The sequence below is a fragment of the Nocardia brasiliensis genome (genome assembly GCF_011801125.1).
Classification (GTDB): domain Bacteria; phylum Actinomycetota; class Actinomycetes; order Mycobacteriales; family Mycobacteriaceae; genus Nocardia; species Nocardia brasiliensis_C.
In genome coordinates, this window is sequence record NZ_CP046171.1 from 2,294,929 (window position 1) to 2,308,134 (window position 13,206).

Sequence of the window (13,206 nt, forward strand, 5' to 3'; positions counted from 1 at the left end):
TCGATGGTATCGGCGGTCGTCTCGTAGGCTCGCGGGGTGCGTGCACTCGAGCAGATCAGGGATTGGCCGGTCCGGCATGCGGCGGCCGCGGTCGTCGGCGCGGACGGCGCATCGGCGAGCGAGGGCGAGGTCGATCGGGTGTTCCCGCTCGCCTCGGTGACCAAGCCGCTGGTCGCCTACGCGGTGCTGGTCGCGGTGGAAGAGGGCGCGATCGAGTTGGATCAGCCCGCGGGCCCGGCGGGGTCGACGGTGCGGCACCTGCTTGCGCACACCTCCGGCCTCGCCTTCGACACCGATGACATCCAGGCCGCGCCCGGTACCCGCCGGATCTACTCCAGCGCAGGCTTCGAGGTGCTGGCCCGTTTCGTCGCAGAGCAGACCGGCATCGCCTTCGCGGAGTACCTGCGCGACGCGGTCTTCGCGCCCTTACAGATGAGCGCCTCGGTGCTGACCGGCTCGGCCGGGCACGCGGCGCGCTCGACTGTCGCCGATCTCACGCGTTTCGCGGCGGAATTGCTGAATCCACAGTTGATCTCCGCGGCTACTCATGCCGAAGCGACATCAGTCCAATTCCCCGGCCTGAATGGCGTGCTGCCCGGTTATGGTTCGCAGCGTCCGAATGATTGGGGACTCGGCTTCGAGATCCGCGACGGTAAGTCGCCGCACTGGACCGGAAGCTCGAATTCCTCGGCGACGTTCGGCCATTTCGGGCAGTCCGGCACATTTCTCTGGGTGGACCCCGCGTCGCGGTTGGCGTGTCTGGCATTGGCCGACCAGAATTTCGGCGACTGGGCCAGGGCGGCCTGGCCGCCACTCAGCGATGCGGTCATTGCCGAAGCCACACACGCAACACGGGGCTGAAGTAACACATGTAACATCGGGCACTCCAGTACACTCAGGCAACACCAGCAGGACGGGTCGTTGGGGAAGACGTCCCCCGTCGACGCTGGAGGTGTTAGTGGTGCGCGCATCGAGTCAGTTCGCGGACGTGACGGCGGGTGTGGTGTACATCCACTCGTCGCCCGCCGCGCTGTGCCCGCACGTCGAGTGGGCACTCACCTCGGCCTTGAGTTCGCCCGCGAAATTGCGCTGGACCGCGCAACCGGCGGACGGCCAATTGCGCGCGACCAGTGAATGGCTCGGACCCGTCGGCACCGCGTCCCGTATCGCGCAATCGCTGCGCTCCTGGCCGGTGCTCCGATTCGAAGTGACCGAAGACCCCAGCGAAGGCGTCGATGGTGAACGCTATTGTTTTGTGCCCGGATTAGGACTCTGGCACGGATCGACCAGTGCCAACGGCGACGTGACCCTCGGTGAGATGCGCTTGCGCGCCATGCTGCAAGCCGCGGGCGAACTCGGCAAATACAACAGCTATGACCTGGCCGCCGAAATCGACCGCGCACTCGGCACCCCGTGGGACGAGGACCTGGAGGTATACCGCTACGGCACCGAATCCGGCGCGGAGGTCACCTGGTTGCGGCGCGACGTGGGGTAGGCGCTGAACGCCCGCGTCGCCGAGGTCGGTTGCACTACACTGCATTTCGACTTGGCGGCGCAGGGTGGGGGATGGATGCCCGGCGAATTCTGCGCGGATACCGATCTCGGTTGGGTCGACGGTGTCCGATATTCGGTGGTGCGCACCAGTGTGCCGTGGGAACTGGCTATCGACACCATTGTCGTCTCGCTCGGCAGCAGCCTGGGCACCCTGGGGCGGTCGAAGGGGTGGCCAAAGCATGGAACGGCAGCGTGGATCGGGTTCTCGACCATGTGGTCGTCCTCTGCCGAAAAGTGGCACATGAGATAGTCATCCGTCGCGAGCTCCAGTGGTGTATGGAAACGACCGGAATAACCCTGTCCGGCGGTATGGCCAGCGATCTCGTCGACCCGAATGACGGACTTCCGCTGCCGAGTGACCAACTGGGCTTCGCGCCCTATGTCAGCATGCTCGCCACGGTTATCGCGGATCGGACCACGTCGTTGCCGCTCTCGATCGGGGTGTTCGGGGAATGGGGTTCGGGCAAAAGCACATTCATGGCGATGCCGCATGAGCGAATTCGCCTGCTCGCCGGTTCCGACGCGACGTACTGTGCACACATTGCACAAATCGGGTTCAACTCCTGGCATTACGCGGACACCAATCTATGGGCGAGCTTCGGCGACGAGATCTTCCGCCGGCTCGCGGGCCCGGACATCGACCCGAAGGAGCAGGCGAAGCAAATTCGCCGGGAAATCGCCGCGCATCTCGGTCAACGAGACCAACTGACCCTCGCCACACAGCAGGCAACGGCGACCCGACTACGCGCCGCAGTGGACCGCGCCACCGCCAACCGAGAAACCACCTCCAGCTGTATCAGGGGCTGATCGGGCTCTCCGCGAATATGGAGTTCACCGATCCGGCGGTGCTGCGAACGTGGCTGCCGCGGGTTCGGCGGTTCTCCTACACCCTGGCGGCGGGGGAGTGGGCCGCGGCGGCGGTGCTACCCTCCGTGAGTGTCGAACGCGGTTGATCGAAAACAGAGAATAGTCAATGCCATTCAGCGGCGGATCGCCAATCCGATCAGAACTCGGATGCCCAATCAGGAACTGCTGGAGACCATCGGCCGGGTGAGCGGCGAGCCGCGGCTCACGCCCATCGGCGGACGGTTGATCGACGGCTCCTTCTGGCTCGTCTCCGAGTTCGGCGACCGGTCGCAGTACGTCCGCAACATCATGGCGAACCCCCAGGTCCGCGTGCGCCTGCGGGGCGAGTGGCATGCGGGCACGGCCCACCTGCTCCCCGACCACGACCCGATCGCCCTGCTCGAGAAGCTGCCGAAGGGCAACAGTGCGGGCGTGCGGCTGCTCGGCAACAACCTGCTGAGCATTCGCATCGATCTCACCCCGACGAGCTAGGGCATCTGCCTTCCGCTCTCGTGCTCCCGGCGGTCCACCACGGTGTTGCGGAGGGTGCCGACGGTGGCGATGTCGACCTCCACGACATCGCCGGGCTCCATCGGGCCGACGCCTGCGGGGCTGCCGGTGAGCAGAATGTCGCCGGGGCTCAGGGTGATCCAGCGGGTGGCGAAGGCCAGTAGCGCGCCGACGCCGAAGACCATGTCGGCGACCGCGGCCTGCTGGACCACCCGGCCGTTGCGGCGGGTGGTGAGGTGCAGGGCCGAGGGATCGGGGATATCGGTCTCGATCCACGGCCCCAACGGGCAGAAGGTGTCCGCGCTTTTGGCGCGTGCCCATTGGCCGTCGGAGCGCCAGTCGTCGGCGGTGACATCGTTGGCACAGGTGTAGCCGAGGATGTAGTCCGCGGCCCGATCCGCAGGCACATCGCGTGCCGTGCGTCCGATGACGACGGCGAGTTCGCCTTCGTACTCCAGCCGCCGCACCTCGGCGGGCCGCAGGATCGCCGCGTCCGGATCGGCAATCGCGTTGGGGGCCTTGAGAAACAGCGACGGACGCTGCGGCCGGGGCCGCCCCTTCTCGATGATCTGGCCCGGGTAGTTGCTTCCGGCGCAGACGATCGTGCGCGGTTCGCAGGGCGCCAACAGGGTCAGCTCGGCCAGGTCGCCTGCCTTCGTGCCGGGTTCGTTCTCGGGTGAAAGACTGTGCACCACATCGTCTATGACGACGCCGCGCGCCACCTGACCATCGCGGGCAAAGCGGACGATACGCATGCTGTCTCCTAGTTCGGTCCGGCCAGTGCCGCGCGCACCAATTCGACCGGATGCCACGCTGTGCGGCCCGCACCGTGAAAGATCTGCTGCCTACAGGAAACCCCGGTTGCCGCCACGATCGTGTCCGCCGGTTCCGCGGCCAGCGCGGGGAAGAGTCGATCGCCGCCGACCGTCATCGAAGTCTCGTAGTGCTCGGACTCGAAGCCGAACGAGCCCGCCATGCCGCAGCATCCGGAGTTGATCTCCTCGACCCGCACACCCGGAATGCGGCGCAGTAGCGCCATGGTCGCGGCGGTGCCGACCTCGGCTTTCTGATGGCAATGCCCGTGGAAGACGATCCGGCGTCCGGCGAAGCCGGTATCCAGGGTCAGCCTGCCCGCGTCGATCGCCTCGACCAGCAGCTCCTCCACTTGTTTGACCCGGGCCGCGACCGCGCGCACCGCGTCCACGTCGGGCACCAGCGCCGCGTGCTCGTCGCGCAGCATGAACAGGCACGACGGCTCGCACCCGACGATCGGGGGTCCCGGCTCGGTACGCGAGGTGAGCGAATCAATCAGTCCCATAGCCTTTTTCCGTGCGTCGTCCAGCAACCCCTTCGACATGCTGGAACGGCCGCAGCAGCCGCCGCTCGCGAGTTCGACCCGCCACCCCGCCAGCTCCAGCAGTTCGATGGCGGCCATGCCGATGTGTGGTTCGGTGTAGGTGGTGAACGAGTCGGCGAGCCAGTTGACGGTGCCGAGCGCCGCGGGCGCCGCGGGTGTGCTCCGCCGATACTTGCGGAAGCAGCGAATCAGGTTGGCCCGCTGGAAGGTCGGTAGTGGCCGCGCGACGGTGATGCCGAGCGCGCGGTCCAGCAGCAGCCGCGCGAAGCCGCTCCGTCCCGGCAGATTCGACAGCGGCGCGGTCGCCGAGCCGATTCGGTTGAGTGTGCGGATCGAGCCGAAAATCCGGGAGCGCAACGGAGTTCCGTGGATATCGTGATGGTGTGCCAGGGACTCGGCCTTGAGTGAGGCCATGTCCACGCTCATCGGGCACTCGTTCTTGCACGCTTTGCACATCAGGCACAGGTCGAGGATCTCGTGCAGCCGTTCGTCGCCGAGCGCGGCATGTGGGTCCGGCTCCGAGAGCGCCTTCACCAGTGCGTTGGCCCGGCCGCGGGTGGCGTGCTCCTCGTTCTTGGTCGCGATGTAGGACGGGCACATCACGCCGGTGGTCGCTTTGCGGCACAGGCCGATGTTCATGCAGCGATCCGCCGCGCCGCGCATGCCGCCGACGACCTCGAACTTCAGGGCGGTGGTCAGCGGCGGCGCGGGCGGCAGCGCGTCCCGGTCGCGCAGATTGTCGGTCATCGATGGCGCGTCGACGATCTTGCCGGGATTCATGATGTTGCCGGGATCGAAGAGCCGCTTGACCTTTCGCATCGCCTCGTACAGTTCGTCGCCGAAGATCTCCCGATTGAACTCGCTGCGGGCCAGCCCGTCGCCGTGTTCGCTGGAGTTCACCCCGCCGTATTCGGCGACGAGGTCCTTGACCGCCTCGGCGACGGCGCGCATCTTGGCCACCTCATCGGGCTCGGTGAGATCGACGAACGGCCGGATGTGCAGACAGCCGACCGAGCAGTGCCCGTAGAACCCCGCCTCCATGTGGTGCTCGTCGAGAATCGCCTTGAACCGCCTGGTGTATTCGGCCAGGTGCACCGGATCCACGGCGGTGTCCTCGACGAAGGCGAGCGGGCGGCGGGTGCCCTCGCCCGCGGCCATCAGCAGGCCGAGGCTGGACTTGCGGACCTTCAGCAGGGCCGTCTGGTCGGCGGGGGTGACCGCACGCAGCGTGTGATAGCCGTGGCCGTTGCGCCGCCAGAGTGCTTCCAGCCGGTCCAGATCGGCGATCAAGCGCGCCTCGTCGTCACCGCTGAACGAGACGAACAACAGCGCACCGGGATCGCCGACCAGGATGGTGCCGAGGTCGGCGTATTCGAGTTTCTGCCTGGACAATTCGAGAATGGTGCGGTCCATCAGCTCTACCTGGGCGGGGTCGCAGCCGAGCGCGTCGGTGGTGGCCGCGATGGCGCGCGCGGTATCGGTGAAGTGCCCGACGGCATATACCGTGCGCGCCGGCTTGGGCACCAGGTCCACCAGGGCGTGGGTGACGATCACCAGGGTGCCTTCGGCGCCGACCACGAACTTGGCCAGATCGAACGGCCGATCGGCGCCGAAGCCGACCAACCGGTCGAGCCGATACCCGCCCGCCCGGCGCCAGAAGGTGGGCATCCCGGCCTTGATGGCGTCCTCCTCGGCCACGACGAGGTCCGAAAGTTCCTGGTATATCCGTCCTTCGAGGGTCCGCGCGGCGGCGCGGCGCTCGCGCTCCGGCTCGTCGACCGGTTCCAGTCGGGCGCGCGAGCCATCGGCGAGTATCACGTCGAGCGCCCGCACGTGATCGATCGTCATGCCGTAGTTCAGCGAACCGCTGCCCGCGGAGTTGTTACCGATCATGCCGCCGATGGTGGCGCGGTTGCTGGTCGAGGTGTCGGGTCCGAACATCAACCCGTGGGCGGCGGCGGCCTGGTTGAGCTGGTCCTGCACCACGCCGACCTCGACCAGCGCGGTGCGGGCCACCGGGTCCAGCCGCACGATTCGATTCATGTGCCTGGACAGGTCGAGCACCAGGCCGGGGCCGATGGTCTGCCCGGCCAGGCTGGTACCCGCGCCACGCGCCACGATCGGCACCCCGAGTGCGCCGGCCGCCCGCACCGCCGCGGCGACGTCGTCGGCGTCGCGGGGAAAGGCAACGCCCACAGGCGCTATCGAGTACATGCTGGCATCGCGGGCGAAGATGTGGCGGGTGTAATCGTCGAAAGCCACCTCGCCGGACATGGTTTCGCGCAGGCTGCGCTCCAGCCGGGTCGATAGATCGGCGGTGATGTCGCCGATAGTGGAGGGATTCATCGAGATTCCTTCTGATCTGTGGAGGTTCGCCGGAGGGCGGCCGACCCGGTCTCGGGCCGGCCGCCGCGAGCTCAGCCCAGCGACGCTCGATCCGGCGCCGGTTGCTGGGCGGGTTCGATCCGGGCCGTCGGTATCGGGTCCGGTTCGATCGGCGCCGATCGCGTTGCCGCACGCAACTTCTTGCGCAAGGTCAGCACAAGCAGTGCGGCCGTGCCGAATACCCCGCCGAAGAAGGCCTGGGTGAGCGCGTATCCGCCGCCGCTGAGATCGCTGAGCCAGCCGCCGATATAGGGCCCGAAGAAGCTGCCGAGATTGCCGACGCCGTTGATCAGACCCAGGCCCGCGCCCGCCGCCGCGACCGGAACCAGCTTGGTGACCGTCGCCCAGAACGGCCCGTACCAGGCGATCGATGCGGCGGTGCCGAGGATCATGGCCCCGAGCACCAACCACTTCTGTTGCGGGGAAATCAAACTCGCGCCACCGAGAATGATCGCCGCCGAACCGAGTACCAGCGACATGTGCGCGATGTGCCCACCGCGCTTGTCCGCGGACCGGCCGATGAGAATGATGGCGAGGCCCGCCGCGAGCTGCGGCAGTATCGCGACCAGGCCCACCTTCATGTCGGTGTGGAACGCCTTCTTCAGCACGCTCGGCAGCCACAGCGTGAGCCCGAGCAAGCCCATCTGCGTGAGCGTGTAGATCAGCGCGAAGTGCCAGACGATCCGGCTCGTGAACGCGGCCTTGAAGGTGCCGCGGTGTTGCAGCGGTTCGCCTTCCTCGAGCCGGGATCGCTCGATGTGGTCGCGTTCGGCGCTCGACAACCAGCCCGCTTTGGCTGGCGTATCACGGATCACCGCGAGCCACGCGATGAGCCCCACGACCAGCGGCGCGCCGCCCTGGATGAGGAACATCCAGCGCCAGTCGGTGTAGGTCAGCAGGATGCCGGAGAACGGCGCGGCGACGATCGCCGCGATTGGTGTGTACAGCTTGAAAATCGCGTAGGCCCTACCGCGCTCGGCGAACGGGAACCACGACCGGATGGTGGCCATCAGCGCGGGCTGCACGCCGCCTTCGGCCACCCCGAGCAGGAATCGGGCCAGCAGCAGCTGGCCGACGGAGTTGGTGAAGCCCTGCGCCATCGCCGCGACGCTCCACAGCACCATCAGGATCGCGATCCACTTTCTGGCACTCCACCTTTCGGCCATGTACCCGCCGGGGATCTGCAACAGCAGATAACCCCAGAAGAAGATGCCGCTGGCGAGGCCCTGTTGTGCCTTGGTGAGTCCCATATCGGTTTCGAGATGGGGGAGCGCGAAGCTGATGTTGGTCCGGTCGATGTAGCAGATGACGTAGATGAAGACGACGACCGGCAAAATATAGGTCCAGCGCTTCATTTCGGAGAGACGCCGGATGGGAGAGGTCCGCTCGGACAACGACCTACCTCCTCGTAGGTGACCGGCGCGATCGGCGCCGGTGGAATTCGGATCCCGGATCGCGCAGGAGCCGGGCGGAGTCGCTCGTGGCGGAGCATCGAGAGTCGAGCAGGAGGCTGTCGAAGCGGGGGGCCCAGCTGGGAGCGAAAAAGAGGTGACGAGAACGGTTTCGGTGCAGGCCGCGCTATGCGGCGCGGAGCACCGCTAGCGCGTCGGAGAGTCCGGCGGGGTCGACGGCGACGCCCGCCAGTTCCAGACCCATCTGCACGCCGCACAGTGTGCCCGCGAGCATCAGATCGTTGAAGTGGCCGAGGTGGCCGATCCGGAAGACCCGGCCCGAGAGCTTGCCGAGCCCCGTGCCGAGCGACATGTCGAAGCGCTCCAGGATGATTCGGCGCACCTTGTCCGCGTCGTGCTCGGCGCCGAGCAGCACGGCGGTCAACGCGCCGGAGTGCTCCCGCTCGTCGGCGCACAGCACCTCCAACCCCCAGCCGCGCACGGCGGCTCTGGTGGCCGCGGCGTGCCGGTGGTGCCGCGCGAAGACGTTCGGCAGGCCTTCCTCCTCGAGCATGGTCAGGGCTTCGCGCAAGCCGTAGAGCAGGTTGGTCGCGGGGGTGTAGGGATAGAAGCCGCGCTCGTTGTTGTCGAGGATCGGCGTCCAGTCCCAGAACGATTTCGGCAGGCGCGCTTTCGTCGCCGCCGCGAGTGCCTTGTCGCTGATCGCGTTGAAGCTCAGTCCGGGCGGCAGCATCAGTCCCTTCTGTGAGCAGGCGACCGTCACGTCGACGCCCCAGTCGTCATGCCGGTAGTCGATGGAACCCAGCGACGAGATGGTGTCGACCAGCAGCAGCGCCGGATGGTCGGCCTCGTCGATGGCTGCGCGGATCTGCGGTATCCGGCTGGTGACGCCGGTCGAGGTCTCGTTGTGCACGACCATCACCGCGGCGATCTCGTGCCCGGTGTCGGCGGCGAGCCGTTCGGCCAGGGCCGCCGGGTCGGCGCCGCGGCGCCAGTCGCCCGGCACGAAATCGACGATCAGGCCGAGGCGTTCGGCCATGTCCCGCCACAGGGTCGCGAAATGGCCGGTCTCGAAGGCGATTACGCGATCGCCCGGCGAGAGGGTGTTGACCAGCGCCGCCTCCCATGCGCCGGTGCCGGAGGCGGGATAGACGACGACCGGATTGCCGGTACCGAAGACCGGTTTCAGCCGGTGCAGCAGGTCGAGGGCGAGTTCGGCGAAGTCGGGCCCGCGATGGTCGATGGTCGGTTGCGCGATGGCGTGCAGTACCCGATCGGGGACGTTGGTAGGTCCGGGGATCTGCAGGAAATGCCGTCCGCTGTGCACGGTCATCACATCTATTTCCAATCTGTGCCGTGATATGGCACACTGTGCCGTGAGAAGGTTCAGCAAGGGTAGGGATGTGAGATAGGGGAGTCAAGGCTTTGCGCAATGTCCTCAACACGCTGCGGGTATTGGAGGAGGTCGCGGCTCGGCAGCCGATCGGCGTCGGCGAACTGTCGAGGGTGCTGCAGATGCCCAAGAGTTCGGTGCAGCGGGTGCTGGTCACTCTGGATGCCGCCGGATGGATTCGGCCCGCGTCGGGGGAGATCACCCGCTGGGTGCTGACCACGAAGGCGCTGGCGGTGGGCAGCCGCGCCGGCGGCGATCTCGGGCTGCGCGGTGTGGCGCTGCCGATCATGGAGGACCTGCGCAGGCATACCGAGGAGACGATCCACCTGACCATCCCCGAAGACGGCAAGATGGTCCTGATCGAGCGGCTCGAGACCGACAAACCGGTGCGCACCAATATGGCGCTGGGACACTCGTTGCCGCTGCACGCCTCCGCGAACGGCAAGGCTCTACTCGCGCACAGTGATCCCGACGTCGTGCGCAAGCTGGTGACCGGCGAGCTGCCGAGCTACACCGCCACCACGATCACCGACCCTGACGCGCTGCACACCGAATTGGCCGAGATCAGGACGCGTGGATTCGCGGTGAACCGCGGCGAATGGCGCTCCGATGTGGGCGCGGTGGCCGCAGTGGTGCTGGACGGGGCCGGTCGGCCGGTCGCTAGCTTGAGCGTCAACGTGCCGATCAGCAGACTGACGGCCGAGTCCGAGCCCGAGTGGGGCGCGGCGGTGCGCGCGGCGGCGAATACGATCGGTGCGCGCCTGAGCAAGTGAACCGTGCTGTGCCCCTGCGGATCTGCCCAACTCACTCCGGCGGGGTCGAGAGAGTTGGGCAGATCCGCGCCTAGATCAGGTGCTCGGTGGCGATCCGCGCGCCGAGCTGCCGCAGCAGGACCTCGCCCTCGGTGAGGCAGCGCCGCACGTCGGGTTCGATTGACAGCAGTGAGTAGGCGGCGGCGAACCCGGACTCGTGTAACCGCCACTGCGGCAGCGTGTTCCGCCCGCACACCGCGACCACCGGCACCCCGGCGGCAACGGCGGCGGCCGCGACCCCCGCGGGCGCCTTGCCGTGCAGGGTTTGCTCGTCGAGGGTGCCCTCGCCCGTCACGACCAGGTCCGCCACGGCCAACTCGCTGTCGAAATCGACCAGGTCCATGACCAATTCGATGCCGGGTGCCAGGCGGGCGTCGAGCACCGCGATGGCCGCGAAACCGACGCCCCCGGCCGCGCCCGCACCGGGGGCGCCGCGTAGGTCGTGGCCGGTCGTCGCCGCGACTACGTCGGCCCAATGGTCCAGCGCCGCATCGAGGGTGGCCACCTGCGTCTCGTCGGTGCCCTTCTGCGGACCGTAAACCGCTGCCGCGCCGCGCGGTCCGGTCAGCGGGTTGTCCACGTCGCAGGCGACGGTGAACGCGACCGCGGCCGTTCGTTCCCGCAACCCGGCGAGATCCAGGGTGTGTATCTGTGCGAGAGCCGCACCGCCGTCACCGATTTCGGCGCCGGTCGCATCGAGCAGGCGGGCGCCGAGGGCACGCAGCAGTCCCGCGCCGCCGTCGGTGCCCGCACTGCCGCCTATGCCGAGTACGACGTGCCGGCAGCCCGCCGCGATCGCCGCGGCGATCACCTCGCCCGCGCCGCGGCTGGTCGCGGTCATCGGCGCGAAAGCGCCGCTGGGCAGCCGGACCAGCCCGGACACGTCGGCCAGCTCCACCACGGCCAGGTCACCGCGGCGGGCGTAGGCGGTGTCGACCGGTGTTCCGGTCGGCCCGGTCGCGGTCACCGGCACTGCGGTGAACCCCGCGGCCAGCGCGGCGGCGACGGTCCCGTCGCCGCCGTCGGCGACCGGGACGATCGATATCGCCGCGTCCGGCAACACCTCTCGGATACCGGCCGCCGTGGCCTGTCCGACCGCCGCGGCGGTCAACGAGCCCTTGAACTTGTCGGAGGCGATCAGCACGCGTGGCATCGGGGCGTCAGTACAGCAATGCCGTGGCGGTGGGTGCGTCGGCGGTGGTGACGGCGAGTTCTTCGTATTCGACGATGTTGTCGATCTCCAACCCCATCGACACATTCGTGACGCGTTCGAGGATGACCTCGACCACCACCGGCACCCGATGCTCGGCCATCAACTTCTTCGCCTCTTCCAACGCGGGACCGATGTTGTCGGGCTCGAAGACACGGATCGCCTTGCAACCGAGCCCTTCGGCGACCTTCACATGATCGACACCATAGCCACCGACCTCGGGACTGTTGATGTTGTCGAAATCGAGCCGCACATAATAGTCCATATCGAACTGGCGTTGCGCTTGGCGGATCAACCCCAGATACGAATTGTTCACCACCACATGGATATACGGGATATTGAACTGCGCACCCACGGCCAACTCCTCGATCAGGAACTGGAAATCGTAGTCCCCGGACAAAGCGACCACCATCGCGTCCGGCACCGCGGTCGCCACCCCCAGCGCCGCGGGCAACGTCCACCCCAACGGACCCGCCTGACCCGCATTGATCCAATGCCGCGGCCGATACACATGCAACAACTGCGCGGCCTGGATCTGGGACAACCCGATCGTGCTCACATACCGCGTCTGCGGCCCGAACGCCCGATTCATCTCCTCATACACCCGCTGCGGTTTGATCGGCACCGCATCGAAATGCGTCTTGCGCAACCCCCGCCGCTTCCGCGCCCGGACCTGCTCAGCCCACTCCCGACGATCCGGCAACTCCCCCGCCGCCTGCAACTCCCGCGCCACCTCCACGAACACCGCCAACGCCGCCCCCGCATCCGAGGTGATCCCCAAATCCGGAGCGAACACCCGCCCGATCTGCGTCGGCTCGATATCGACATGCACAAACCGCCGACCCCGCGTATAGGTCTCCACCCCACCGGTATGCCTGTTCGCCCACCGATTCCCGATCCCCAACACGAAATCCGACGCCAGCAACGTCTCGTTCCCATACCGATGCGACGTCTGCAACCCCACCATCCCCGCATGCAACCGATGATCATCACCGATCACACCCCACCCCATCAACGTCGGCACCACCGGAACACCGGTCAACTCCGCGAACTCCACCAACAACCCCGCCGCGTCCGCGTTCACCACCCCACCACCAGCCACGATCACCGGCCGCTGCGCCGACCCCAACATCGACAACACCTTCACCGCCTGCGCCCGCGACGCCGCAGGCCGCGACACCACCAACGGCTCATACGCCTCGATATCGAACTCGATCTCAGCCAACTGCACATCAATCGGCAAATCAATCAACACCGGACCCGGACGACCCTCCCGCATCACCCGAAACGCCTTCTGAAACGTCCCCGGCACCTGCGCCGGCTCCAACACCGTCACCGCCCACTTCGCCACCGGCCCCGCCACCGCCGCGATATCAACCGCCTGAAAATCCTCCTTATGCAACCTCGACACCGGCGCCTGACCCGTAATACACAACATCGGCACCGAATCCGCACTCGCCGAATACAACCCCGTAATCATGTCCGTCCCCGCCGGACCCGACGTCCCCACACACACCCCGATATTCCCCACCCCAGCCCGCGAGAACCCCTCCGCCATATGCGACGCCGCCTCCACATGCCGCGCCAACACATGCCGCACCCCACCATGAGCCCGCAACGCCGAATAAAACGGATTAATCGCCGCCCCAGGCAAACCAAACGCCTGCACCGCCCCCTCCCGCGCCAAAATCAACACCGCGGCATCAACCGCACGCATCCGAGCCATT

General features: G+C 67.2%; 11 protein-coding genes. 5 read left to right on the top strand and 6 right to left on the bottom strand.

Going from position 1 to position 13,206, the window contains the following annotated elements:
• Positions 1 to 36 precede the first annotated feature (36 nt).
• The 4 genes from F5X71_RS10375 (at position 37) to F5X71_RS10390 (ending at position 2,892) form a co-directional block, all read left to right on the top strand.
• Positions 37 to 861, top strand: coding sequence for a serine hydrolase domain-containing protein (locus tag F5X71_RS10375; protein WP_167461745.1), 825 nt, complete (start codon positions 37 to 39; stop codon positions 859 to 861).
• Between the two features lie 100 nt (positions 862 to 961).
• Positions 962 to 1,495 carry a DUF3145 domain-containing protein gene (locus F5X71_RS10380; RefSeq protein ID WP_167461746.1) on the top strand — a complete coding sequence of 178 codons (534 nt, stop codon included), beginning with the start codon at positions 962 to 964 and terminating at the stop codon, positions 1,493 to 1,495.
• Between the two features lie 227 nt (positions 1,496 to 1,722).
• Positions 1,723 to 2,361, top strand: coding sequence for a P-loop NTPase fold protein (locus tag F5X71_RS10385; RefSeq protein WP_238815822.1), 639 nt, complete (start codon positions 1,723 to 1,725; stop codon positions 2,359 to 2,361).
• A 159-nt stretch (positions 2,362 to 2,520) separates the two neighbouring features.
• The gene (locus F5X71_RS10390; protein WP_203218326.1) at positions 2,521 to 2,892 is read left to right on the top strand and encodes a nitroreductase/quinone reductase family protein; all 372 of its coding nucleotides are present in this window, start codon (positions 2,521 to 2,523) and stop codon (positions 2,890 to 2,892) included.
• On the opposite strand, the gene F5X71_RS10395 is transcribed toward F5X71_RS10390, so the two are convergent.
• The 4 genes from F5X71_RS10395 to F5X71_RS10410 all read right to left on the bottom strand — a co-directional run bounded on the left by F5X71_RS10395 (position 2,889) and on the right by F5X71_RS10410 (position 9,397).
• Complete coding sequence (locus F5X71_RS10395; protein ID WP_167461749.1) at positions 2,889 to 3,665, bottom strand: fumarylacetoacetate hydrolase family protein; 777 nt, start codon at positions 3,663 to 3,665, stop codon at positions 2,889 to 2,891. The two genes, F5X71_RS10390 and F5X71_RS10395, sit on opposite strands and share 4 nt — an antisense overlap.
• An 8-nt stretch (positions 3,666 to 3,673) precedes the next feature.
• On the bottom strand, positions 3,674 to 6,613 hold the full coding sequence (locus tag F5X71_RS10400) for an FAD-binding and (Fe-S)-binding domain-containing protein (protein ID WP_167461750.1): 2,940 nt from the start codon (positions 6,611 to 6,613) through the stop codon (positions 3,674 to 3,676).
• Between the two features lie 71 nt (positions 6,614 to 6,684).
• Positions 6,685 to 8,046 (bottom strand): MFS transporter, encoded by a 1,362-nt coding sequence (locus F5X71_RS10405; protein WP_167461751.1) that lies wholly within the window; start codon positions 8,044 to 8,046, stop codon positions 6,685 to 6,687.
• A gap of 184 nt (positions 8,047 to 8,230) precedes the next feature.
• Positions 8,231 to 9,397, bottom strand: a complete 1,167-nt coding sequence (locus F5X71_RS10410; RefSeq protein ID WP_167461752.1) for a pyridoxal-phosphate-dependent aminotransferase family protein — start codon at positions 9,395 to 9,397, stop codon at positions 8,231 to 8,233.
• 92 nt (positions 9,398 to 9,489) lie between these two features.
• Here F5X71_RS10410 and F5X71_RS10415 point away from each other — a divergent pair, with 92 nt between their 5' ends.
• On the top strand, positions 9,490 to 10,230 hold the full coding sequence (locus F5X71_RS10415; protein ID WP_167461753.1) for an IclR family transcriptional regulator: 741 nt from the start codon (positions 9,490 to 9,492) through the stop codon (positions 10,228 to 10,230).
• Positions 10,231 to 10,300: 70 nt separating this feature from the next.
• Here F5X71_RS10415 and F5X71_RS10420 read toward each other — a convergent pair whose 3' ends face one another.
• Together F5X71_RS10420 and gcl are read right to left on the bottom strand one after the other, a co-directional pair.
• Positions 10,301 to 11,422: a glycerate kinase gene (locus F5X71_RS10420; RefSeq protein ID WP_167461754.1), complete on the bottom strand. Its 1,122-nt coding sequence runs from the start codon at positions 11,420 to 11,422 to the stop codon at positions 10,301 to 10,303.
• A 7-nt stretch (positions 11,423 to 11,429) separates the two neighbouring features.
• Positions 11,430 to 13,205 carry a glyoxylate carboligase gene (gene gcl / locus F5X71_RS10425; protein ID WP_167461755.1) on the bottom strand — a complete coding sequence of 592 codons (1,776 nt, stop codon included), beginning with the start codon at positions 13,203 to 13,205 and terminating at the stop codon, positions 11,430 to 11,432.
• Position 13,206 lies beyond the last annotated feature (1 nt).